The following is a 24,221-nucleotide window of genomic DNA, read 5'->3' as shown; positions in this document are numbered from 1 at the left end:
GCATTCAAAGAAATTTTGATTGGAAATCAGTCAAACCAAGAACAAATTGCTGCGTAATTTCTTTGGTGAGGGTTAATCCGATAGGATTGTGAAGCATTTATTAGGGTGCGAAACTTGAGTTAATAATGATGGATTATCAAGAGATGTGTCAATGTATGAAAAATTGAGTGGTGTAGAATTTACTATTTATTTCGCAGATGCTTTTGATGTAGATGCTGATGCGTCTCAAATTGACCCTTCAACACTAACTCAAGCTGACGTAGGAACAACCGATGGAGATGGTTATCTAAAGTTTGCAAACTTAGATGCCGGTAGATATCTGGTTGTTGAAACTAATACACCTAAAGGGGTTACTGATTTCAGTCCTCAGTTCTTAGTCGACGTACCAATGATGAATCCTAATGGTCGTGAATGGAACACTGAAGTACACGTCTATCCTAAGAACCAATTGATTCTAGGTTCAGCTGAACTAACTAAACGTGGCGCTGAGAACAAGCTATTAAGTGGTATAACATTTGACTTGTTTAAAGTAGTTGAAGACGGGGAAAACCTGAAAATTAATAACGAACCTTTAAGTACAGTAAACGGTAAAGTACTTGTCGAAGGATTAGAAGTAGGCAATTACTATTTCATGGAAACTGCAACGCTTCCTGAATATGGTTTAGACCAGACTGAAATTCCTTTTGAAATAACTCTTAATGACCACGATGTAAAACAAGAAGTAGACTTAACCAACCATCTTTTACCTGAAATTGAAAAATACGTAAATTTAGTGGATAGAACAGAGGACTCTGCTGACTTCAGAGAACCAGTTAAGTGGATTATTAAAGCAGACGTTCCTATCTTCATTGATTTTGAAGATGGAAATGAACTTGTCCGTTATGTAATTGAAGATACAATGGATCCTGAGCTTATTTATCAAAATGATTTAACTATCGAAGATTTGACAGAAGGAGACGACTACACTGTAGATTTTGCTGATAACGTATTAACAATCAACTTCAGTGTAGCATCCCTTAAAGAAAAAGAACTTGATAAATTAACCTTAGAATTCACTACAATTTTCGATGAAGAGAATACAGTCATGGGTGCTGAAATCAAAAACAATGTTGAATTAATTTATCATAATGGTTTTAAAGAATACTACGATTATTCCTCAGCTGTTGTTTGGACTGGTGGTAGACAGTTCCGTAAAGTGGATGCAGCAAATGATGAATTGGGTCTAGACGGTGCAATCTTTGTTATTAAGAATAGCGATGGAGAATATCTTGATGATGATTACAATTGGGTAAGTGATATCGATGATGCAAGAGAATTTACCTCTGAAGACGGCGGCTACTTCGAAATTAAAGGTCTAGCAGCAGGTGAATACACTCTTGTAGAAACCGAAGCACCATCAGGGTATAGACTTGGCGCTGATGTCGACTTTATGGTTGCCAAAGACAGCTATGGTGAGACTAACTTACTATCAATCATCAACCGTCGCGAAATGACTCTCCCACAAACTGGTGGAATGGGCACACTGCTCTTCAGTATTCTCGGTTTAGGTTTAATGGGAACTTCCGCTAAACTGTACAAAAAATCTGAGAAAAAATAATCGTCCCTTTCACTGACTGAACACCTCGCGGATGGGGTTCATGCCCCATCCCTTACTTATCACACTTCTAATACTCCTACTCCTCTTGAAGGGAGGGATTTTCATGAAAAAAATCCGGACCTTTTTTAAAAATACCTCTAAATCAAGAATCCTTTTAGGTCTTGGATTCCTTGCAGGTTTAATTATCTTTTCATACCCCTTAGTCACACAAATCTATTCACAGATGACACAGACACGTGTTATTGACACTTACCAGGAGTCCCTCTCTTCTATTTCTGAGGAAGAAATGACTGAATACAAGAATCAGCTTAATGAGTACAACGAATCCTTATCAGGTGGAGAGTCCAGGATAGATGATCCTTTTGCTGAAACCGGCAATCCCAGTAATCAGGTATCCGCAAGTGGGGTCAGTTCCTATAATGTCTTTACTGAACAGTTGGGTGATGTCATTGGGAAAATTGATATTCCAACTATTAATGCTTCTCTTCCCATTTATGAAGGCACTAGTGATGATATTCTTCAAGCAGGAATTGGCTGGCTGGATAATACGTCATTTCCAATAGGCGGATCGGGAACTCATTCCGTTTTAACAGGTCATAGAGGCTTACCGACCTCTCGCCTCTTTACCGATTTACCGGATGTAGAAATTGGCGATGTCTTTTACCTTCATGTTTTAGGAGACACCTTAGCTTATGAAGTAGCTGAAACAATTGTCGTTTTGCCTCACGAAACGGAATACATTTCCATTCGTGAAGGGGAAGATTTAGTTACATTAATCACCTGTACCCCTTATATGATTAACACCCACCGTTTACTGGTCACAGGCGTTCGCATTCCTTATGAAGGAGAAGTAAGCGAAAATCCACCTATTCAAACCAATCCTCTTGCGAACATGCGACTCATCATCTTCGGCATTCTCGCATTCGTGCTTATCGTCTACCTTCTTTATAAAAGAAGAAAGGAGGCACAGTGATGAAAAAGAAAATCATTCCTGGCTTTCTTTTCTTATTAGGCCTCTTGTTTTTCCTCTATCCTTATATTGCCCATTACGTCAATGATTATGCGATGCAGCAGGAAATCGAGCAGTTTCAAACCGTTTCTGCACAGCCTGTAAATGAAGAAGAGAAGAAGCAACTCTATAATGACATGATGGAGTATAACCGGTCGCTTGTTCAAAACAGTCAGAATACCATTGAAGATGCCTTTACCGAAGATGTCCTTGCTTCCAACGCTTTTTATCAGTATGAAGACGAGGATGAAATTGCTACGGATGAGATTAATGAACTGGATACGGATGGAAAAGATATCGGCGGCGACGCCTATACTGTTGAATCTGCCAGTTCATCCGGTTCACAATTATCCTCTTTTGGTACATCCTTCTACTTCTATATCCGTATTCCTAAAATCAATATTGAACTGCCCATCTATGTGGGCGCCTCAGACGATAACTTGATGAAGGGTGCTGCAGTCGTTTCCGGCTCTTCCCTTCCTCTAGGTAGTAACGGCTCACACTCTGTTATCGCAGCACACAGAGGGACATTGCATCACCGAATGTTTCTTGATTTGGACCGGCTTAACACGGGAGATTTATTTGAGATTCATACGATGGATGGCATGATGGTCTACCGCGTAACCGGTTCAAAAGTGGTTTATCCGAATGAAGTTGATACGTTAACCATTAGACAGGACAAAGATCTGGTCACACTGGTCACCTGTCTAAAATACCCGATGAACGATAGACGCCTTTTAGTCTACGGTGAACGGGTTGAGTAAACGTATCGGTTTCCACTGAAAACGACATAGTGAAGAACAAGCCTGCGTTTGGGACCGCAGGCTTGTTTTTATGTTCTTGTAGAGGTGTAGGGTGCGTGTGTGTGACTTTTGATTGGTTACTCAACTAACAGACTACTTTGAGCAACGGGTGAAAAGCTAGTTGACCTGTAACTCGGCTAGCATTTTTGCTGGAGTTGCCTGGCAAAGACTGTTTAGCCGGTGGCTCAGATTATTTTTTCTCGTGAGTTCGGGTGTAAAGACAGTTGACCGGTAGCTCCACCAGTCGACTCACTTGAGTTCAGAATCAAAGGCATTTTGACCCCATTCTCCAGCTGTTTTCGAATCTGAGTTACCGGTCTACAAAGGGTTCACCCGTCACTCGCCGCTTCACTTCTCCCCAGTTCACCCGCAAAAGTACCAAAGGCTTCTCAAGAAGGAACATATGCGCTCCAAAGCGCATATGAACCACTCCCCCAAAGCAATTTTCATCAAAAAAAGGAGCGAGTTCAACGGAACTCACTCCTTCTACATTGCGTATTTAGATATTAAAGTTGTCATCATTCGACGGTTCAACCACAAGATAACGGTGCGGTTCTTTTCCTTCAGAATGCGTCTGAACACCTTTGTGCTGATTCAGGAAACGGTGAATCTGCTTGCGTTCGTGAGCAGGCATCGGTTCAAGAATGACCGGACGTTTGGTGCGCTTCACTTTTTCAGCTGTGCGAGTTGCCAGCTGTTCCACTGTTTTCTGACGGCGATCACGGTAATTTTCTGCATCCACTTTCGCATACAATTTATTATCGGCTTCCTGGTGCAGCTGAATCTGAGCCAATGTCTGAAGACTATTCAGCACTTTACCGTGACGGCCGATAATTAAGCCGGCATCTTCGGTATCAATAATATACTGAACACGTCGGTCATTGCGTTTCACAGTGATGGTGACGTCCTCAACACCCATTTTATCAGTAATACGCTCAAGGTAGTCTGCCACGCTTTGGATGGCTTTTTCATCCGTTTTATTTAAGACGACTTCTTTTTTGACAGGCTTGCTGTCCTTTTGCTCATCGCTTTTATCTTTTACTTTTTCTTGCTTTGGTTTTGACGGCTGTTTGTCAGTATCTTGATTGTCCACTGACTCTTCAGTCGTTTCTTCTTTAGCCTCTTCTTTAGCTTCAAGAACTTTTTCAGGGCTTTCTGCAACAGGTTCGACGACCGGTTCGGACGGCTTATCGTCGGTTTTAATCGTGGACTTCTTATCCTCATTCAATAGCATTTCTTTAGTAACAAATTCCTGTACAGCGTCTTTAGCATTTTTTCTCTTAACCACCACTACAGCATCTTGCTGCCCGATACCTAAAAATCCTTTTTTAGATTCCTGAGTAACCGAGATATCTGCATTGTCGCGGCTGATGCCTAATGCTTTAAGTCCCTTTTCAATTGCTTCTTCGGTAGTAGCTGCCTGTGCGGTATACTTGTCCTTCATTTATACTATCCTCCATTCAGATCTCTGTTTCTCATTCATTTTACCAAATTCAAAACAATAAGTCAGAAGAATTCTACTTTTTAACGTTTCTGCCATATTTCTGAGCACGTTTCATGGCTTTTCTGCGCTGACGTTCAGCTTCGCGTTCCTGCTCTTCTTTTGATTCGCGTTCTTTTCTGATTTTAAATGGATTCTGGAACAATAATGTCTGAATCACTGAAAAGCCGTTGGAGACTGTAAAGTAAAGCGCCAGAGCACTGGACAGTCTGAACGTAATGAACACGATAAACAGTGGCATAACGTACGTCATAATTTTATTGCTTTCTGTTGCTCTTCCCATGCTCATCAATACGGAGTGACCCAGTGTGAACAGTCCAGCCAATAGTGGCAGGATATAATACGGATCGGGCTGACCCAGGTTCACCCATAAGAAATCGCCTGTTGCTAGAATTGGTGTCCGGTTTACTGCCTGATACAAGGCAATGAAGACCGGCATCTGAATCAGCATCGGCAGACAGCCCATGTACGGGTTGACCCCGGCTTCACTGTATAAGCGCTGCTGTTCTTCTTTAAACTTTTCCTGCGTTTCAGGATCTTTAGCAGAATACTTCTGTTTCAATTCCTCCATCTGAGGATTAATTTCATTCATCTGCTGCATATTTTTCTGCTGGATATTGGTAAATGGAATCAGCATCGCACGAATAATTGCTGTAACAACAATAATACCTATTCCGTAATTTTCGCCGAAGAGATTCGATACCCAGATAATTGCCCGGGCAAAGTTGTAAATAATGACGCCTTCCCATATCCCCGTGCTCTCAGAACTAATCGGTTCCGTTCCACACGCTGATAAAAAGACAATCAGTGACAGCATACCAATTGTCAGAAGCAATCGCTTACGTTTCTTTAAAAATTCCACAGTTCTTTCCTCTTTTCCATGATTCTTGATTCGGTTCCAGATTATTGACTGAAACGTTGAAACTTAATTAAGTAATTCGGCTTTATTCATAACATGAAGCAAACTTTTTTTGATTTCATGAAAGGTCATCTGCGCAGCCGGTTGTCTTGCAATCACAATAAAATCGATATCCGGCCTAACTTTATCTTCCTGATCCAGCTCAATCATAACGTGACGAATCTTTCGTTTAATATCATTGCGCTTGACGGCATTGCCCATTTTCTTTCCGACCGATAAGCCGACCCGAAAATGTGTCTGCCCTTCTTTTGGCAGTGCGTAAATGACAAACTGTCTATTAGCCATGGATTTACCCTGATGAAAGACCTTCTGAAAGTCCGCTTCCTTTTTGACTCTATAAGCTTTTTTCATAAATCCTCCGCCATTCCATAAAAAAATAAATAAAAAAAAGACGACGTGCTCTCACTATAGCTATCAGTAAGAAGCTCCCGTCGCCTATCGTCATTAAGCAGAAATTCTATTTCTTCCTTTACGACGTCTGTTTTTCAATACTCTACGTCCGTTTTTAGTACTCATACGTTTTCTGAATCCATGCACTCTTTGACGTTTACGTTTTTTTGGTTGATATGTTAATCCTTGTGCCATCGGCGAACACCTCCTGAATCTTTCCTTTGTACTCTGACTTTTCTTTAAGCAAAATAGTCGTGACTGCTTTTCTATCTAGACAGACTATGTAATTTTATATAATTTATCTTAAAATGTCAAGTCTCTCTCCTTGATTAACGAATCTTTTTTTCAATTTTTGTCCACATTTCCAGATGCAATCTCTCAGAAGGTGTTATAATACAGTCATTTCCTGCCTTCTTTTATCCTGAGAAGATATCCACATGTGTCTAACAACTGTCTGAGGTCTTTTTTCTCTTCACAGGCTCATACACAACTTATCAACAGGTCCACAGGGTGTTTACACAAGTCATGCACACGTCTATCTAGTCTGTGGATAAACTTTCTATAGGTTGATATAAAGCCTTAGCGATTGTTAAGTTGTCCACAATTCCCTGTTAAAAAACAGTGCATATTGAAAACAATTAACACTTTTTCATAGCCTGTGGATATCTTTATTTACAGCTTGTAGAAAAATTATTAACAATCAAAATCGACTGTGGAAAAGTATTTCCATCCGTGATAAAATATAAAAGCATCTTATCGGCGAGGAGGAATAGAATGGACGATTTACACAAAACATGGAATTATTTACAGGAAAAATTCAGTGAAACATTATCTAAAGTTAGCTACGATACGTGGATTCAAAGTGCAAGCCTCGTCCGAATAACTGATAACTCAGTGACCATTGAAGTCCCTTCTACTCTACATAAGGAATACTGGAAAAATAACTTATCCACTAGAGTAGTCGAATATTTATATGAATTTTTAGGCCGGGAACTTTCCCCTCTCTTTGTAACGACTGACGAACAGTCTGCTCAGGAAAAGAAAGAGGAACAGGAAGCCATCAACGTATTTGAAACAGAACCGGTCTCGAGTACCTTAAACAGTAAATATACCTTTGACACCTTTGTTATTGGTAAAGGCAATCAGATGGCACACGCCGCTGCACTTGTTGTAGCAGAAGAACCGGGCACCATCTACAATCCCCTTTTCTTCTATGGAGGAGTCGGACTTGGAAAGACTCACTTAATGCATGCGATTGGCCATCAGTACCTGCAGCTTAAACCGAATGCCCGCATTAAATATGTATCGAGTGAAAATTTTGCAAATGACTTCATTAATTCCATTCAGAACCGGACTCAGGAAAAATTCCGTCAGCAGTACCGAAATGTCGATCTGCTGTTAGTCGATGACATTCAGTTCTTTGCGGATAAAGAAGGAACGCAGGAAGAATTCTTCCATACATTCAACGCGCTCTATGATGACCGCAAGCAGATTGTTCTGACAAGTGACCGCCTGCCGAATGAAATTCCCAAACTGCAGGAACGACTGGTATCCCGTTTTGCCTGGGGACTGTCAGTGGACATTACGCCTCCGGATCTGGAAACGCGTATTGCGATTTTACGGAAAAAAGCGAATGCTGAAGGTCTTGAAATCCCCAATGACACCTTAAGCTATATTGCCGGACAAATTGACTCCAACATTCGTGAACTGGAAGGCGCACTCGTAAGAGTTCAAGCCTATTCTGCCATCCAGCGCAGCGACATCACAACAAGTCTGGCGGCTGATGCATTGAAGAGTATGGTGAAAGGCGATTCAAAACAGAACGTCTCCATAGCATCCATTCAGCAGAAAGTCTGCAAGTACTACCAGATTTCTCTGGCTGACTTGAAAGGCAAGAAACGCGTGAGACAAATTGTCATGCCGCGTCAGATTGCCATGTATCTGTCCAGAGAACTGACGAGTACCTCCCTGCCGAAAATTGGCAAGGAATTCGGAGGCAAGGATCACACGACTGTTATTCATGCCCACGAAAAAATTAAAAAAGCACTGAATAATGAAACAGACAGTGAACTAAGAGATCAAATAGAAGAAATCAAAAAGAGTTTGTAATAAGAGCGCTGTGGATAACCGTTAAAGTTGAGCACATCTTTATGCACAAGTTATCCACAAGTGGAAAACCTTTATTTCATGCTCTTTTTTCTGTTTTCCACAGTATACACAGGCCCTACTACTATTACTAAGTTATTTAATACTATATAATATAGGTAACGTACTCATTTATTTATTGGAGGATGCATATGAAATTTACAGTTAATCGATCAGTATTTCTGAAAAAATTAAAAGATGTACAGCTTGCTGTATCATCCCGTTCAACTATTCCTATACTGACAGGAATTAAATTGATTGCGACAAATGAAGGAATTCAACTGACAGGAAGCAATTCAGACATTTCCATTGAAACATTTATTCAAACAAAAGATGATCAGGCTGATCTGACTATTGAAGAAGAAGGTCAGATTGTACTTCAACCTGCCCGTTTCTTCAGTGATATCGTCAATAAATTGCCGGATGAACGCTTTACCGTTGAAGTAAAAGACAGAGTACAGACGGCAATCACCTCTGCTTCCTCTTCTTTTCTTATTAATGGACTCGATGCAGCGAACTATCCGCATTTACCGGAAATTGATACAACACAATCATTCACCCTGCCCGTCAATCTTTTGAAAAAAATTATCAAGCAGACCGTTATAGCGGTATCGACGCATGAAAGCCGTCCAATCCTGACCGGGGTGCATTTAACAATTAACGACGGGAAACTAAAAGCCGTTGCAACAGACAGTCACCGTTTAAGTCAGCGCGTTATTCCAATTGAAGGAACCGAATCACTTTCATACAACCTGGTTATCCCAGGAAAAAGTCTTCAGGAACTGACAAGACTTCTTGATGATGGCCTGGATGAAATTGAAGTCGCCATTGCAGAAAACCAGATTCTGTTCAAAACAGAAGATACGCTCTTCTATTCTCGCCTGCTTGAAGGAAACTATCCTGACACGGATCGACTGATTCCGGATTCTTCTACAACAGAAGTGAAAGTCGATGCGCAGACTTTACTTGGTGCTGTTGAACGTGCTTCTCTTTTATCTCATGAAGGTAAAAACAACGTGGTCAAGTTGTCTGTTAAAGACGACACGGTAGAAATTACCGGTAACTCACCGGAAGTTGGACGCGTAAACGAGCAAGTTTCAACACACTCCATTGACGGAGAAGATATGGATATTTCCTTTAACCCGGATTATCTGAAAGCTGCTCTGACAACCTTTGGAGCCGTTGATATCACTATCAAGCTGATTTCAACTCTGCGTCCATTCGTCCTGGTTCCAACCGAAGACGCGAATGAATTTATTCAACTGATTACACCAATCCGAACATCGACTTAATATAATTAATAAAGAAAAGCGTCAGCCTGCTTAATGGGCTGACGCTTTTCTCAGTTTAAAATATAATCAGAAACAGTCTGGCCAGGCCAGACTGTCCCTCTTCTAACTGTTCTAAAGCTAACTCATTCAGAAATTATCTGACGAAAGACGATTAACTAGGAGATAATCGCCTTTCATCAGTTTTTATTTCTGCGAAGTATGATTAAATCGATTTAATCGTTGTTCACTTAAAAAAGAACAGCTGAGTGATGATTAACTGCACTATAATCATTTTTCGGCTCTTTTTTACATGCCTCCCCTATCCGATTTGACTTATCAACAGTGGATAACCCTCGATTCTGACATGTACTAATTCCTTTTAGTTGTATCTTAACATTTAAAGAGCTGTCGAACCGAAACAGCCCATGAAACCGATCCTCTGAATTCAACCTTTTATTCTTCCATTTCGTATTTGTAATTAATCAGCCTGTTTTTTATGGACATTTTCTCTGATTTGTATAAAAAAATACCCGCCTATTATCTAAAAAATGAAATTTAACGGCTTTTAAGCGGATTTCCCTAAAAATAAATAAAAAAGTCTTTATTATATGAAAATTGAGCAGAGGCCGTTTATTTCCAGATAAAGTTGTCTTCTTTTTCCAATTGAGGTATAATATAAGAAGAGAATTTATGCAAACGTGGAAGCTTTCAGTCCACGTCTTTGCTTTTAAAAGGAGCCGATTAGAGTGGCAGAAATGATTCAGATTGATGATGCATTTATCACGCTAGGACAGTTTTTAAAACACGCAGACATCATTTCCAGTGGCGGAATGGCAAAACCTTTCCTGATGGAGTATCCCATTGAGGTGAATGGCGAACCTGAAAACCGTCGCGGACGTAAACTGTATCCCGGCGACACCATTGAAATTGAAGAGTTTGGAACCTATACGATTGAACCCTCTGCAGACGGAGCGGAGTAATGTTTTTAAAACAGTTGAAACTGAAAGGGTACCGCAACTATGAAGAAGCGGAAGCCAGTTTTTCCAGACATATTAATGTCTTTATGGGCGAAAATGCTCAGGGGAAAACGAATATCATGGAAAGCATCTATGTTCTCTCCATGGCACGCAGCCACCGGACAGCCAACGACAAAGAGCTGATTGGCTGGGAACAGGACTTCGCGAGAGTCACCGGAGTGGTTGAAAAAAACAATGGATCCTATCCGATGGAAATTATTCTGACTAAAAAAGGCAAGCGGGCAAAACTCAATCATCTTGAACAGAAGAAATTGAGCCGGTACATCGGGAATTTCAATGTGATTCTCTTTGCGCCGGAAGATTTGTCGCTCGTGAAAGGGTCGCCTTCAGTCAGACGCAAGTTTCTGGATATGGAAATGGGACAGATGAGCACGGTTTATCTTTATCACTTAGTGGAATACCAGAAAATTCTTAAACAGCGCAATGCCTACCTGAAACAGAATAGAAAGAGCAGAACACTGGATCAGACGTATCTGTCTATATTGAACGAGCAGTTAGCTGCGGAAGGGGCAGAAGTCCTGAAGCAGCGTTTTTCTTTTGTCAAGCGACTGCAGAACTGGGCGCAGCCTATTCATTCGGATATCTCACAGGGAAAAGAGACTCTGACGCTGGAATATGCGTCATCTTTTGCTGTAACGGACGAAAAGAATACAGACAAGCTGATGACGGATCTTTTGAACCAGTATGACAAGCATAAAAAAAGGGAAATGGAACAGGGAACAACTTTGTATGGCCCGCATAGGGATGATGTGCGTTTCTTCGTCAATGATAAGAACGTGCAGACATACGGTTCCCAAGGCCAGCAGCGCACCACGGCTTTGAGCCTGAAGCTGGCTGAAATTGAACTGATGAACGAGATGACGGGGGAGTATCCTGTCTTGCTTTTGGATGACGTTTTAAGCGAACTGGATGACGATCGCCAGACGCATTTGCTGAAATCGATTCAGGACAAGGTGCAGACCTTTTTAACGACAACGAGTCTGGATGGTGTAAAGAAAGAACTGCTGCATCATCCGCGCATTTTTACTGTACAGAGTGGTCAAATTGAAATGGAGAGTGAATAGAGTGTCAGAGGAACAAATCACACCAGAAGAAATTGAAAAATTAACACCAAAAGAACTGGAAGAACTGAGAGAAGGCTATAACGCCAGTCATATTCAAGTATTGGAAGGATTGGAAGCGGTTCGTAAGCGTCCGGGTATGTACATTGGGTCAACCAGTGTGGAAGGTCTGCATCACCTGGTGTGGGAAATCGTCGACAACTCCATTGATGAAGCAATGGCAGGACATGCGAAGAGAATTGAAGTCGTCATTGAACCCGACAACATTATTCTAGTTAGAGATGACGGGCGAGGCATTCCGATTGATATTCAGGCTAAAACAGGCCGTCCGGCTGTGGAAACCGTCTTTACTGTCCTGCATGCCGGAGGAAAATTCGGCGGCGGCGGATACAAAGTTTCCGGTGGGCTCCACGGGGTTGGTTCATCCGTTGTTAACGCCTTGTCTGAATACCTGGAAGTCAATGTTCATAAAGACGGCGAAGTTTACAATCAGCGTTATGAACGCGGAGATGTCATGTATGACGTCAAAAAAGTCGGTGAAACGGACAAGCGTGGAACAGAAGTCCGCTTTAAGGCAGATAAGGAAATCTTTACGGAAACAGTGGAGTATGATTTCAATAAACTGGCTACGCGTGTTCGTGAGCTGGCGTTTCTGAACCGTGGCTTGCACATTTCCATTGAAGATCAGCGAGGCGAAGAACCTGTACGTCTGGAGTATCAGTATGACGGCGGAATTAAAAGTTACGTCGAGTACCTGAACCAGAGCAAGACTGTTCTCTATGATGAACCAATTTACCTGGAAGATGAGCAAGAAGGCATTGCCGTAGAAGTTGCTCTCCAGCACACAGATGGGTATCACATGAACGTCATGAGTTTTGCCAACAATATTCACACTTATGAAGGCGGTATGCACGAGTCAGGCTTTAAGACAGCTTTGACACGAATTGTTAACGATTATGGTCGCCGAAATAAATTAATTAAGGAAAATGATGACAATGTCAGCGGGGAAGATGTGCGAGAAGGACTGACCGTTGTCTTGAGCATCAAGCACCCGGATCCTCAGTTTGAAGGACAGACAAAGACAAAATTAGGTAATTCCGAAGTGAGAACCATTACGGATCGTCTGTTCAGTGAACATTTTGACCGCTTCCTGATGGAAAATCCGAAAATAAGCAAGCGAATCATTGATAAGGGACTTCTGGCCGCAAAAGCGCGTCTGGCTGCAAAGCGTGCCCGTGAAGTGACCCGTAAGAAAAATGGTCTGGAAATCAGCAACCTGCCCGGTAAACTGGCCGACTGTTCATCAAAAGATCCGAAACAGTCTGAAATTTTCATCGTTGAGGGAGACTCAGCCGGTGGATCAGCTAAGCAAGGGCGCTCCCGTCTGTTTCAGGCAATTCTGCCGATTCGCGGTAAAATACTGAACGTCGAAAAAGCGTCGATTGACCGTATTCTGGCAAACGAAGAAATTCGGTCGCTGTTTACAGCCATGGGAACAGGTTTCGGTGAAGAATTTGAAGTCGACAAGGCCCGCTACCACAAACTGATTATTATGACTGATGCGGATGTGGATGGAGCGCATATCCGAACACTGCTTCTGACACTAATTTACCGCTATATGCGTCCAGTTGTAGAAGCCGGCTTCGTGTATATCGCTCAACCGCCACTGTATCAGGTTAAACAGGGCAAAAAAGAAGTATACCTGGATACTGAAAAGCAGCTGGAAGAGTATCTAAAAGAAATTCCAGCATCGCCTAAGCCGTCAATTCAGCGTTACAAAGGTCTAGGAGAGATGGATGCGGAGCAGTTGTGGGAGACCACTATGAATCCTGAAAATCGCCGTTTACTTCAGGTAACGGTCGAAGATGCAATTGATGCCGACTTGGTATTCGATATGCTTATGGGTGAAAAAGTTGAACCAAGACGAGTGTTCATTGAAGAAAACGCCCAGTACGTCACCAATATCGATATTTAAATCAATGCATGTTCAATGGGTAAGAGAGTTTAAGGAGGACAAAAGACTTGGCTGAAGAAAGAGAAGCTCGACTGGAACAGATTAATTTATCAAATGAAATGAGAAATTCATTCCTGGATTATGCGATGAGCGTTATCGTTTCCCGTGCGTTACCGGACGTCCGCGACGGACTGAAACCTGTTCACCGCCGTATTTTGTACGGCATGAATGAACTGGGAATGACTCCGGACAAAGCCTACAAGAAATCGGCCCGTATCGTCGGAGACGTTATGGGTAAGTACCACCCGCACGGCGACTCGGCCATCTATGAATCCATGGTGCGAATGTCTCAGGACTTCAGTTACCGTAATCCACTGATTGACGGACACGGAAACTTTGGTTCAATTGACGGAGACAGTGCTGCGGCGATGCGTTACACGGAAGCCCGAATGAGCAAGATGGCTCTGGAAATGCTCCGCGACATTAATAAAGATACGATTGATTACCATGATAACTACGATGGATCTGAAAGAGAACCGAATGTGCTGCCGGCACGTTTCCCGAATCTGCTGGTCAATGGGGCATCAGGAATTGCTGTTGGGATGGCCACAAACATCCCGCCGCATAACTTAAGAGAAGTAATCGCTGCCTGCCGCATTATGATGGAGAACGAAGATGCGACAGTGGCTGAACTGATGGACGTCCTGCCGGGACCGGATTTCCCGACAGGGGCGATGATTCTTGGTAAATCAGGTATCCGAAAAGCTTATGAAACGGGTCGCGGGTCCATCAAAGTCCGCGCGAAAGTCCGAATTGAAGTGCAGCCGAACGGTAAAGAACGTATTATCGTGGATGAAATTCCTTACCTGGTCAACAAAGCCCGTCTGGTAGAAAGAATTGCCGACCTGGCTAGAGACAAGCGTATCGAAGGCATTACCGACTTGAATGACGAGTCCGACAGAGACGGCATGCGTGTCGTCATTGATGTCAGACGGGACGTTTCCGCAAGCATTGTACTGAACAACTTGTACAAAATGACCCCGCTTCAGACATCTTTCGGCTTCAATATGCTGGCGATTGTCAACGGCATACCGAAAACACTGGGCATTAAAGAAATTATCAGCGAATACTTGAAACACCAGCGAATTGTCATCAGAAGACGAACAGAATACGACAAGCGCAAGGCAGAAGCGAGAGCGCACATTCTGGAAGGTCTGCGTATTGCGCTGGATCACATCGATGAAATTATTGCCATTATTAGAGGGTCTCAGACTGGCGATGCAGCGAAACAGGCCTTGATAGAAAACTTCGGTTTAAGCGACAGGCAGGCCCAGGCTATCCTGGATATGCGTATGGTGCGTTTAACAGGCCTTGAGCGCGAGAAAATCGAAAGTGAATACCAAGACCTGCTTCAGCTGATAAATGACTTAGAAGACATTTTAGCGCGTCCTGAGCGAGTGAACGAAATCATCAATGAAGAGCTCCAAGAAATTGCAGACAAGCACGGGGACGACCGCCGTACAGAACTCTTAGTCGGTGAATCACTGAGTCTAGAAGACGAAGACCTGATTGAAGAAGAGGAAATTGCGATTACGCTGTCTCACAACGGCTACATGAAGCGCATGCCTATTTCTGAATTCAAGGCACAGAACCGTGGTGGACGCGGCGTGAAAGGAATGGGTACAAATACCGATGACTTTGTGGAAACACTCTTAACCTGTTCCACCCACGACTTACTGCTGTTCTTTACCAATACCGGTAAAGTTTATAAGGCAAAAGGCTACGAGATTCCGGAATACGGCCGTACAGCTAAAGGGATCCCGGCCATCAACTTCCTGGGCATCAACAACGATGAGAGCATCCAGGCCATCATCAATACCCGAGGCGAAAGCGAGAAAGGTGACCAACTGTTCTTCACAACCCGCATGGGAACCGTCAAGCGTACCGCCTTTGAAGAGTTTGAAAATATCCGTACCAGCGGCCTGCGTGCCATCGTCCTGAAAGAAGACGATGAGCTGATCAATGTTTCTGTGACAAGTGGTTCAGACCATATCATCATCGGTACCCGTCAAGGCTATGCCGTCAGCTTCCACGAAGATGAGGTCCGAAGCATGGGCCGTTCAGCTTCTGGTGTCAGAGGTATCCGTTTAAGAGACGATGATTACGTCGTCGGAACGGACAGACTGCATCCGGAATCTGAAGTACTCGTTATTACTGAAAAAGGCTACGGCAAACGAACCGCTGCTTCCGAATACGCGATTCGCGGACGCGGAGGAAAAGGAGTCAAGACAGCGAATATAACCGACAAGAACGGACCGCTTATCGGTCTGAAGACAGTCACAGGTGATGAAGACATCATGCTGATTACTACTAGCGGTGTCATTATCCGATTCCACGCTGAAAACATCTCTCAGACTGGCCGAGCCACACAAGGTGTCAGACTGATGAGACTGGAAGAAGGCAATTTTGTCTCAACACTGGCAAAAGTAACGGTAGAAGATGAGGATGAAGAAGACAGTGACACTGCTGTCGAAGGTGCGACTGACTCGGCTGAACAGGCTGAAACAGCTGAACCCGCTCCATCCGAAAACGACGAAGACAACGCATAGTAAAATGAAAATCCCCCTTAATCAGTCTGCCGGACTGGTCAAGGGGGATTTTTTTAGGTTCAATTAAACGAGGAAGATATTAGGTAGGACTCGTTAAATTTGTTTAAGTGAGCTGTATAGATTAAGTGACTTTTGATACAACCCGCTTATTCCTAATAGTTGAGTTGTGTCTAGAATGGCTTTCTAAATACAACTCATTCTTCCAAAATTTGTTGAGTAGTATCTTGCAGCTGCTTCTGGATACAACTGACTTAATTCGAATTTTATGAGCTGTATCCAGATAACCTTTCTGATGACAGCTCAACTAGAGCAAAACGCTCACTTGTATCAAAAGTCCGATTATTGCTACAACTCACTCAATTTAGGGTGGACAGTAGTAACTAGTAAACGCAAAGTCTCGAGTCATCTTTCAAAGGGTCAAGTTTCCTATCTAATCTGCTTTATTACTCAATGAAAAAAGCTTCTTCAAGAAGGAACACACGCGACTGCAGTCGCGTATGGACTACTTTAGTTGAACAATATGATGTATTTGAAAGACGTTCAATATCAGAAAAAAGGCATCACCCAGTCATAATGGGAGATGCCTTTACTGTTATGCGTTTTCTCTTATCGCGCGTAATTCATGAATAGGAAGATGGTCATTGAGTAACACATGACGACTACCCAGCTGATCTTTCTGGCGGATACCTGACTGCCAGAAAATGCCTAAAAGTAGTAGAGTAATCAGAAGACCTACGGCGAGTGACACACCATAGCTTAAGTTAAAGCCAATCTGCTCATTCAGAATGTAGACAGTCACGGCATAGAGCATAAAGGAAGCCGGAGCCAGGGTAACCATATAATTTTTGCCTTTTAGAAAAAGGTAACGCGTGGATACCAATAAGGCAATGGCTGCGGTAGCCTGGTTAGCCCAGTTGAAGTAACGCCACAGAATATTAAAGTCCATAAAGGTTAATAGAATGGATATCAGGAATATAGGAACAGTAATCATCAGACGTTTCGCAATCTGTTTCTGACTGATGTTCAAGTAATCGGCAATAATCATGCGCAGACTTCTGAAAGCTGTGTCTCCGGAAGTTATAGGCAGAACAATAACGCCTAAAATAGCAAGGGTTCCTCCAACGGCTCCCAGGTAATGACGCGCAACCTGTTCAACAGCCAAGGCCGCAGTTCCTTCTGCAATGACACTGCTTAAAGCTGGCGCATCATATAGAGCCATGGCGGCAGCTGCCCAGATCATAGCGATGATGCCTTCAAGTGTCATCATTCCGTAGAACACGAAGCGTGCATCAGATTCACTGTCCAATGTTCGGGAGATGATTGGTGTCTGAGTGGCATGAAAGCCCGACATGGCACCGCAGGAAATCGTAAAGAAGATTCCAGGGAATAAACTGACACCACTCGGGTGCATGTTTCTGACAGTATCCAGGGTCAAGTTAGGGATAGCTTCTCCTCTCATAATCATGGAGAAGAATATTGCAAAAGTGCTGAATATCAGTAAAGCACCGAAGTAAGGATAAATTTTTCCGATCAGTTTATCAATAGGCAACAGGGTGGATAAGATATAGTAGCCAAAAATACCCAATGTGAGTATCCCGGCTCCCAGCCATCCAGGCGTCAAGTTGGCCAGCAAATTAGCCGGAGAAGTGACAAATACCGTTCCCACAAGCAGCAAAAGAAGAGCTGCGAAGGCATTAACGACATGTTTCATAATGGTGCCAAGATAACGGCCGGCAAGTTCAGGCAGATGCGCACCTTCGTTACGCAGAGAAATCATACCCAGCATGAAATCGTGAACCGCTCCGGCAAAGATATTCCCGAAAATAATCCAGATGAAGGCGACGGGTCCATATAAAGCTCCCATGATTGGGCCAAAAATCGGGCCAGTTCCTGCAATATTCAATAATTGAATGAGTGCGTTCTTTTTTGTGCCTAAAATCACAAAATCGTTTCCGTCTGCGAGTTCAAAAGCTGGAGTCGGACGCTTGTGTTCAATTCCAAAGTTCTTCTCAATAAAGCGACTGTAGAAAAAGTACCCTGACAATAAGGTTAAAATACCTAACATAAATGTAATCAATTGAAAATCCTCCTGTTTTTAAGTGGTTAACTAATTCTAAGTAAGTTTACTAAAATATTCACAAACTTATATTAAAACGGCTTAAAAGTCTTCTTACAGTATCATGAGAAATAAAATCCCCTGATTTTCAAGATAAACTTGCTAAACTGTTGCACCTGTGCTATAATATTTCGGAGTGAGTACTCTTAAATGAATACTCTCCTTGCTCTTTCAAAAGAAGGGGCCAAAGACCACAAGGAGGTGACAGTCAAAGATGAGTCAGACAGCTAAATACGAATTATTGTATATCATCCGTCCTGATCTTGATGAAGATGGAAAGAAAGCTCTAACTGAGCGTTTCGAAAACATCCTTAAAGATAACGGTGCTGAAGTAACTGAATCAAAAGACTGGGCGAAACGTCGTTTTGCATATGAAATCAAAGGATACCGCGAAGGAACTTATCGCCTGGTAAACCTAGAGACTAATACTGCAACGGCAATCAATGAATTTGAACGCCTAGCTCGAATTAATGACGACATTTTACGTCATATGATCGTTCGTCTAGAAGACTAATGTTTCACGTGAAACAATTCTAAATTGCCTTTTGAAGAAAGGAGATCCTTGATTGATAAACAATGTCGTACTCGTAGGCAGATTAACTAAAGATGCCGAACTTCGTTACACAGGTAGCGGTATTGCTGTGGCATCATTTACCGTAGCGGTTGAACGTCCATACACCAATGCACAAGGTGAGAGAGAAACTGACTTTATAAATTGTGTGGCATGGAGAAAAACAGCTGAAATTATTTCCAATTTTACTCGTAAGGGATCATTAGTTGGAGTAACCGGTAGAATGCAGACACGAAACTATACCAACAACGAAGGTAGAAAAGTATATATTACTGAAGTCGTCTGTGAAAACTTCCAGATGCTTGAACCGAAATCTGTTACTGAAAAACGTGCACAGAATGATGGCTCAAATACTGGTGGAGGCTATTCGAATAGTTCGAACAACTCAAATTATTCTAATAACTCAAATAACTCAGGCTACTCTCAAAAATCCAATCAAGCTCCGAAAAATAATCAAAGCAATTATGCGAATTTTGATGAGGATCCATTCCAGAGCAATTCGAATGATGACTCTATCGATATCTCAGATGACGATTTACCATTTTGATTCAAGATAAAAGGAGGATGAAAACATGGCTGGACGCAGAGGCGGAAAGAAGCGCCGTAAGGTAGATTTCTTCGCAGCAAATCATATCGAATATATCGATTATAAAGATGTTGATTTGTTAAAACGTTTCATTTCAGAAAGAGGTAAAATTTTACCTCGTCGTGTAACTGGAACGTACGCAAAAAACCAACGTAAATTAACAAAAGCAATTAAACGTGCTCGTATTATGGGCTTGTTGCCATTTGTTACTGAAGAATAAAAATTAAACTATTGAGCTGTGGCAGTCAAATCAACTGTTGCAGCTTTTTCTGTTTTTAAAAGAGTGTTCCACGTGAAACACTTTGCGCGTATACCATATCTCTTATAGAATCAGAATTTAAATAATGATAAAATAAGGGAAATAAAGAGTGCGCTAAAGGAGAACTTATGAAAAATAAAATGAAGGAAGGTAATCTTCCGAAATTTATGAATCATCCCTCTTTACGTTTACTGCTGATAATCGCATTATCCATTCAGCTGATTATGACGCTGCTAAGCTTCATAGCTTACCTGTGGCTTGGGGGACTCATGTTCCTGTTGTTTTTCCTGACACTGGTCCTTATATGGAAACTCGGTTCTGAATTTTTTAATGAAATGAACGAGTATATCCTAAACCTTTCTTATAAGATTAAGAGAGGGGAAAAGGAAGCGTTAATCAAAATGCCTATGGGAATTCTGTTGCTGGATCAAGACGGACAGATAGAATGGCTGAACCCTTATATGCAGACCCAGTTGGCAAAAGAGGACAATGTTTTAGGTGAACCACTAAAAGATATCCATCAAGAGCTCGATGATCTGTACCATTCCGAAGACAAGAATAATAGTCTGATTGAGTGGAATGACAGTGTCTATCAGGTGACTATACAGAAAGATATAGCTGCTATCTATTTAATGGACATAACCGATTATGCCACCATTAAAGAAGAATACGAAGAAGCACGTCCGGTAGTTGGCTGGCTGTTCCTGGATAATTATGATGAAATTACTCAAGGACTCGATGACCGGGGGGTGTCAGGTTTCGACAGCATGCTGACAACTTATTTCTCAAACTGGGGAAGACAGCATGGTATTTTCTACAAGCGTGTATCCGACGATCGCTACTTTATTCTTTTAAATAGAAAAGAACTGAAGCGTCTGGAAAAAGAGAAGTTCAATATTATTGATAATATCAGAGAGCGGACATCGAAACGTAATTTGCCTCTGACTATCAGTATTGGCTTGGCTTATGGAGAAGATACTTTCGACAAGCTGGCTGATCTGGCTCAGAACAATCTGGACCTTGCCTTAGGACGCGGTGGCGACCAAGCCATTGTCAAAGAAGTCAATGAAGAACCGCGTTACTATGGCGGCAAAACGAATCCTATGGAAAAACGTACCCGTGTCCGTTCACGCATGATTAGTCAAGCTATGCAGAAGCTGATGAAAGACAGTGACCAAATCTTTGTCATGGGACACAAAAATCCCGACTTGGATGCGATTGGTTCTTCATTGGGAATAGCCCGTATCGCCATGATGCTTAAGAAAACAGTCTATGTCGTTATTGACAATGACGACTTAAGTCATGATGTGACGAAGCTTATGGAAGAACTTGAAAAGCATGAGCAAGTGCATAAGAATATAATTTCCCCTGCAGAAGCTGAAAGAAAAATCAGTAAGAACGATATCGTGATTCTTGTGGATCATCACAAGCCGGTATTATCCATTGCACCAAACTTACTCAAGAAGACCAAGAAAAATATCGTAATCGACCACCATCGAAGAGGCGAGGAGTTTACAGAGAATCCGATGCTCGTCTATATCGAGCCGTATGCGTCTTCAACAGCCGAGTTGATTACTGAACTGTTTGAATATGTGTCTACAGATGGTGATCCGATTAACCGAATCGAAGCCACTGCAATGCTTGGCGGGATAGTCGTGGATACTAATAACTTCAGTCTGCGAACAGGGTCACGAACCTTTGATGCGGCAAGTTATCTGCAGTCTGTGGGAGCGAACTCCACCATGATTCAACGTCTGTTGAAAGAAGATCCTGAAAATTATCTTCAGCGCAGTCGCTTAATTGAAAGTCTTGATTTCCTCTTGGAAGGTGTCGCCATTGCCCATGGTGATGACGAAACAATATACCAGTCAGTCACATCAGCTCAGACAGCTGATACGATGCTGAGCATGTCCGGGGTCGAAGCGGCATTTGTTGTGACCAGACGCTCGGAAGATATGGTTGGAATCAGTGCGCGAAGCTTAGGTAAAATAAATGTTCAGATTATCATGGAAAAGATGGGTGGCGGTGGACACTTGTCCAATGCAGCGACTCAGATTGACGGTAAATCTGTACAGGAAGTAATAGAAGAATTAAAAGAAGTAATATCTGCTCAACTCGATTAAACCATTAATGAGAGAAGGAGAATGCTACGATGGAAGTTATTCTATTAAAAGATGTAAAAGGTACCGGTAAAAAAGGGGAAACGAAAAATGTTTCCGATGGGTATGCCAACAATTACCTGATCAAAAAAGGGTTGGCCAAAGAAGCAACGTCATCTGCCAAAAAAGAACTGAACATGAAGAAAAAGGCAGAGCAGCGTGAAGAAGCGGAAATTCTTGAAGAAGCACGCAAGCAGAAAGAACTGCTTGAAGAAAATCCAATTGAAATTAAAGAAAAAGCTGCTGAAGATGGCCGACTGTTCGGTTCAGTAACAACTAAACAGATTGCCAAAGAGATTCAGAAGCAGTTGGGAATCAAAGTAGACAAACGTAAGATTAACCAGGCGCTGCCTATGCGTTCAGTTGGAACACAGTCTGTTGACATTAAACTTCATAAAGAAGTAACAGCTGATGTCACAGTTCGCGTACTGGCACGCGATTAATTTAAGCTTAATATGAATAATGAAGGAGATGGCTCACGGGAGTTATCTCCTTTAAAATGTTTCACGTGAAACATAATTAAACGTCTGTTCCCTTATATACTTTTGCCTTTAGATGATGTAAAATATAGGAACAGTTTATATACAGTAAAGGAGTCACACGACTAATGGAAATGTCAGGGGATCGCTTACCTCCACAGAATATAGAAGCTGAACAGTCCGTTCTAGGTTCAATTTTACTGAACCCTGAAGCACTGATATCAGCAATGGAATTTATTGAAGCTGACGATTTCTATCGTCGGGCTCACCAGCTTATCTTCCAGGTTATGGTGGAATTGAATGAACGGAACGAAGCAATCGACGTCGTTACGATTGCCAACAGTCTGGAAGCCAAAAAATTAATAGATGACGTAGGAGGCACCCCGTATCTGGCTGAACTGGCAGGAGCCGTACCGACCTCCGCAAACGTGGAATACTATTCGAAGATAGTGGAAGAACGCTCTATCTTAAGAAAGCTGATTCAGACGGCTACAGATATTGCTTCAAAAGGCTTTCAGGAAGCGGACAATGTTCCGAACCTGCTGGATGAAGCAGAGCGTAAAATTCTTGAAGTGTCCGAGAAAAGAAGCCGCAGCGGCTTTGTATCGATTGAATCGGTTTTAAGAGAGACAATCAATAATATCGATGAACTGTTCCAGAATGATGATGACATTACGGGGCTGTCGACAGGCTACAAAATGCTGGATCAAATGACTGCCGGCCTGCATGAGGACGAGCTGATTATTCTGGCTGCCCGTCCCGGTGTAGGGAAAACAGCGTTCGCATTAAATGTTGCTCAGAACATTGGTACGAAAACCAATGAAAATGTTGCAATCTTCAGCTTAGAGATGGGAGCCGAGCAGCTGGTTAACCGTATGCTGTGTGCAGAAGGCACCATTAATGCCAGTAACCTGCGTACCGGTCAGCTGACAGAGGAAGAATTTGAAAAACTCTTTGTTGCTATGGGCAGTCTATCAAAAGCAAACATCTATATTGATGATACACCGGGTATTCGTACAGCCGAAATACGTGCCAAGTGTCGTCGACTCAAACAGGAAAAAGGAGATATTGGGCTGATTGTTATTGACTACCTGCAGCTGATTGAAGGATCAGGGAAGGAAAGTCGTCAGCAGGAAGTATCGGAGATTTCCCGTCAGTTGAAAAAATTGGCCAAAGAATTGTCTGTCCCAGTTATTGCCTTGTCTCAGTTATCCCGTAGTGTGGAACAGAGACAGGATAAGCGTCCAATCCTGAGTGACTTGAGAGAATCCGGTTCGATTGAGCAGGATGCCGATATCGTTGCGTTTCTGTATAGAGAAGATTACTATCGTAATGAAGATGAAGAGGGTGAAGAAGAAGTTCAGGATGAAAACGTCGTTGAAGTTATCCTGGAAAAAAACCGATCAGGAGCAAGGGGAACCGCCAAGCTGCTGTTCATTAAGGAATTCAATAAATTCTCTTCTATGTCTTATTATCCTGAAGATCAAATATCTTAACTTAAATAAAACTAGCACATGTCTCTATAGTAGGTCATTTACCTGCTATAGTAAGGCGTGTGCTTTTTACATATAATATCCTGGATAAAACAATTGTTATTGTACATTGTTTTATCCAATTTGTTTCTTATATAATTGAGCCAATTTCATAATTATTTGTCGTGTTTAACACCTGATAAATCAACTTTTTTAAAACATAGAAAAAAGGAACCCCCCCATATGGTACAATTAGGTTGTCGACTAAGACACGTACTCCAGG

21 protein-coding genes are annotated in these 24,221 nt (G+C 42.3%); 15 read left to right on the top strand and 6 right to left on the bottom strand.

Translation table 11 applies throughout. The annotated features are described in order from the left end of the window. The first annotated feature begins 151 nt into the window (after positions 1-151). The 3 genes from ACYVLS_RS05685 (at position 152) to ACYVLS_RS05675 (ending at position 3,370) form a co-directional block, all read left to right on the top strand. Positions 152-1,597 (top strand): SpaA isopeptide-forming pilin-related protein, encoded by a 1,446-nt coding sequence (locus ACYVLS_RS05685; RefSeq protein ID WP_460322243.1) that lies wholly within the window; start codon positions 152-154, stop codon positions 1,595-1,597. 103 nt (positions 1,598-1,700) lie between these two features. After that, complete coding sequence (locus tag ACYVLS_RS05680) at positions 1,701-2,570, top strand: class C sortase (protein ID WP_460322241.1); 870 nt, start codon at positions 1,701-1,703, stop codon at positions 2,568-2,570. Beyond that, positions 2,570-3,370 carry a class C sortase gene (locus tag ACYVLS_RS05675; RefSeq protein WP_460322239.1) on the top strand — a complete coding sequence of 267 codons (801 nt, stop codon included), beginning with the start codon at positions 2,570-2,572 and terminating at the stop codon, positions 3,368-3,370. The genes ACYVLS_RS05680 and ACYVLS_RS05675 overlap by 1 nt, the downstream gene beginning before the upstream one ends. A 349-nt stretch (positions 3,371-3,719) precedes the next feature. Here ACYVLS_RS05675 and ACYVLS_RS05670 read toward each other — a convergent pair whose 3' ends face one another. From ACYVLS_RS05670 to rpmH, 5 genes are all read right to left on the bottom strand, one after another. Further along, a complete protein-coding gene (locus ACYVLS_RS05670; protein ID WP_460322237.1) occupies positions 3,720-3,890 on the bottom strand; it encodes a hypothetical protein in 171 nt (56 codons plus the stop codon). An 18-nt stretch (positions 3,891-3,908) separates the two neighbouring features. Beyond that, positions 3,909-4,853, bottom strand: a complete 945-nt coding sequence (gene jag, locus ACYVLS_RS05665) for an RNA-binding cell elongation regulator Jag/EloR (protein ID WP_460322235.1) — start codon at positions 4,851-4,853, stop codon at positions 3,909-3,911. Between the two features lie 73 nt (positions 4,854-4,926). Further along, entirely contained in the window at positions 4,927-5,772 is an 846-nt protein-coding gene (gene yidC / locus ACYVLS_RS05660; RefSeq protein WP_460322232.1) for a membrane protein insertase YidC, read from the bottom strand. Positions 5,773-5,835: 63 nt separating this feature from the next. Continuing rightward, complete coding sequence (gene rnpA, locus ACYVLS_RS05655; protein ID WP_460322230.1) at positions 5,836-6,180, bottom strand: ribonuclease P protein component; 345 nt, start codon at positions 6,178-6,180, stop codon at positions 5,836-5,838. Between the two features lie 93 nt (positions 6,181-6,273). After that, positions 6,274-6,414 (bottom strand): 50S ribosomal protein L34, encoded by a 141-nt coding sequence (gene rpmH / locus ACYVLS_RS05650; protein WP_228587293.1) that lies wholly within the window; start codon positions 6,412-6,414, stop codon positions 6,274-6,276. Positions 6,415-6,993: 579 nt separating this feature from the next. On the opposite strand from rpmH, the gene dnaA reads away from it, so the two are divergent. The 6 genes from dnaA to gyrA all read left to right on the top strand — a co-directional run bounded on the left by dnaA (position 6,994) and on the right by gyrA (position 16,296). Further along, complete coding sequence (gene dnaA, locus ACYVLS_RS05645; protein ID WP_460322227.1) at positions 6,994-8,328, top strand: chromosomal replication initiator protein DnaA; 1,335 nt, start codon at positions 6,994-6,996, stop codon at positions 8,326-8,328. A gap of 188 nt (positions 8,329-8,516) precedes the next feature. After that, positions 8,517-9,656 (top strand): DNA polymerase III subunit beta, encoded by a 1,140-nt coding sequence (gene dnaN, locus ACYVLS_RS05640; RefSeq protein WP_460322225.1) that lies wholly within the window; start codon positions 8,517-8,519, stop codon positions 9,654-9,656. 725 nt (positions 9,657-10,381) lie between these two features. Then, the gene (gene yaaA / locus ACYVLS_RS05635) at positions 10,382-10,615 is read left to right on the top strand and encodes a S4 domain-containing protein YaaA (protein ID WP_460322223.1); all 234 of its coding nucleotides are present in this window, start codon (positions 10,382-10,384) and stop codon (positions 10,613-10,615) included. After that, positions 10,615-11,736: a DNA replication/repair protein RecF gene (gene recF / locus ACYVLS_RS05630; RefSeq protein ID WP_460322220.1), complete on the top strand. Its 1,122-nt coding sequence runs from the start codon at positions 10,615-10,617 to the stop codon at positions 11,734-11,736. Before yaaA ends, recF begins: the two co-directional genes overlap by 1 nt. Before the next feature lie 55 nt (positions 11,737-11,791). Continuing rightward, positions 11,792-13,708: a DNA topoisomerase (ATP-hydrolyzing) subunit B gene (gyrB, locus tag ACYVLS_RS05625; RefSeq protein ID WP_460322247.1), complete on the top strand. Its 1,917-nt coding sequence runs from the start codon at positions 11,792-11,794 to the stop codon at positions 13,706-13,708. A 98-nt stretch (positions 13,709-13,806) separates the two neighbouring features. After that, positions 13,807-16,296, top strand: a complete 2,490-nt coding sequence (gene gyrA / locus ACYVLS_RS05620; RefSeq protein WP_460322245.1) for a DNA gyrase subunit A — start codon at positions 13,807-13,809, stop codon at positions 16,294-16,296. Positions 16,297-16,888: 592 nt separating this feature from the next. On the opposite strand, the gene ACYVLS_RS05615 is transcribed toward gyrA, so the two are convergent. After that, complete coding sequence (locus tag ACYVLS_RS05615; protein WP_460322218.1) at positions 16,889-18,373, bottom strand: carbon starvation CstA family protein; 1,485 nt, start codon at positions 18,371-18,373, stop codon at positions 16,889-16,891. Positions 18,374-18,626: 253 nt separating this feature from the next. On the opposite strand from ACYVLS_RS05615, the gene rpsF reads away from it, so the two are divergent. The 6 genes from rpsF (at position 18,627) to dnaB (ending at position 23,962) form a co-directional block, all read left to right on the top strand. Then, entirely contained in the window at positions 18,627-18,926 is a 300-nt protein-coding gene (rpsF, locus tag ACYVLS_RS05610; RefSeq protein WP_460322215.1) for a 30S ribosomal protein S6, read from the top strand. 52 nt (positions 18,927-18,978) lie between these two features. After that, positions 18,979-19,530 (top strand): single-stranded DNA-binding protein, encoded by a 552-nt coding sequence (gene ssb, locus ACYVLS_RS05605; RefSeq protein WP_460322213.1) that lies wholly within the window; start codon positions 18,979-18,981, stop codon positions 19,528-19,530. A 25-nt stretch (positions 19,531-19,555) separates the two neighbouring features. Further along, positions 19,556-19,789: a 30S ribosomal protein S18 gene (gene rpsR, locus ACYVLS_RS05600; protein ID WP_460322210.1), complete on the top strand. Its 234-nt coding sequence runs from the start codon at positions 19,556-19,558 to the stop codon at positions 19,787-19,789. Positions 19,790-19,956: 167 nt separating this feature from the next. After that, entirely contained in the window at positions 19,957-21,951 is a 1,995-nt protein-coding gene (locus tag ACYVLS_RS05595; protein WP_460322207.1) for a DHH family phosphoesterase, read from the top strand. 29 nt (positions 21,952-21,980) lie between these two features. Continuing rightward, positions 21,981-22,430, top strand: coding sequence for a 50S ribosomal protein L9 (rplI, locus tag ACYVLS_RS05590; protein ID WP_460322205.1), 450 nt, complete (start codon positions 21,981-21,983; stop codon positions 22,428-22,430). A 164-nt stretch (positions 22,431-22,594) separates the two neighbouring features. Next, positions 22,595-23,962, top strand: a complete 1,368-nt coding sequence (dnaB, locus tag ACYVLS_RS05585) for a replicative DNA helicase (protein WP_460322203.1) — start codon at positions 22,595-22,597, stop codon at positions 23,960-23,962. Positions 23,963-24,221 lie beyond the last annotated feature (259 nt).

The sequence above is a fragment of the Alkalibacterium psychrotolerans genome (assembly GCF_054784355.1).
This window is presented reverse-complemented; position numbering and strand designations above follow the sequence as displayed.

What these genes read in the sequence shown, in the direction of transcription:
- ACYVLS_RS05685 (WP_460322243.1), top strand. Translation starts at nt 152, where the DNA reads ATGTATGAAAAATTGAGTGGTGTAGAATTTACTATTTATTTCGCAGAT.
- rpsR (WP_460322210.1), top strand. Translation starts at nt 19,556, where the DNA reads ATGGCTGGACGCAGAGGCGGAAAGAAGCGCCGTAAGGTAGATTTCTTC.
- rpmH (WP_228587293.1), bottom strand. Translation starts at nt 6,414, where the DNA reads ATGGCACAAGGATTAACATATCAACCAAAAAAACGTAAACGTCAAAGA.
- dnaB (WP_460322203.1), top strand. Translation starts at nt 22,595, where the DNA reads ATGGAAATGTCAGGGGATCGCTTACCTCCACAGAATATAGAAGCTGAA.
- rplI (WP_460322205.1), top strand. Translation starts at nt 21,981, where the DNA reads ATGGAAGTTATTCTATTAAAAGATGTAAAAGGTACCGGTAAAAAAGGG.
- dnaA (WP_460322227.1), top strand. Translation starts at nt 6,994, where the DNA reads ATGGACGATTTACACAAAACATGGAATTATTTACAGGAAAAATTCAGT.
- rpsF (WP_460322215.1), top strand. Translation starts at nt 18,627, where the DNA reads ATGAGTCAGACAGCTAAATACGAATTATTGTATATCATCCGTCCTGAT.
- recF (WP_460322220.1), top strand. Translation starts at nt 10,615, where the DNA reads ATGTTTTTAAAACAGTTGAAACTGAAAGGGTACCGCAACTATGAAGAA.
- ACYVLS_RS05595 (WP_460322207.1), top strand. Translation starts at nt 19,957, where the DNA reads ATGAAAAATAAAATGAAGGAAGGTAATCTTCCGAAATTTATGAATCAT.
- ACYVLS_RS05680 (WP_460322241.1), top strand. Translation starts at nt 1,701, where the DNA reads ATGAAAAAAATCCGGACCTTTTTTAAAAATACCTCTAAATCAAGAATC.
- rnpA (WP_460322230.1), bottom strand. Translation starts at nt 6,180, where the DNA reads ATGAAAAAAGCTTATAGAGTCAAAAAGGAAGCGGACTTTCAGAAGGTC.
- dnaN (WP_460322225.1), top strand. Translation starts at nt 8,517, where the DNA reads ATGAAATTTACAGTTAATCGATCAGTATTTCTGAAAAAATTAAAAGAT.
- gyrA (WP_460322245.1), top strand. Translation starts at nt 13,807, where the DNA reads ATGAGAAATTCATTCCTGGATTATGCGATGAGCGTTATCGTTTCCCGT.
- ACYVLS_RS05675 (WP_460322239.1), top strand. Translation starts at nt 2,570, where the DNA reads ATGAAAAAGAAAATCATTCCTGGCTTTCTTTTCTTATTAGGCCTCTTG.
- jag (WP_460322235.1), bottom strand. Translation starts at nt 4,853, where the DNA reads ATGAAGGACAAGTATACCGCACAGGCAGCTACTACCGAAGAAGCAATT.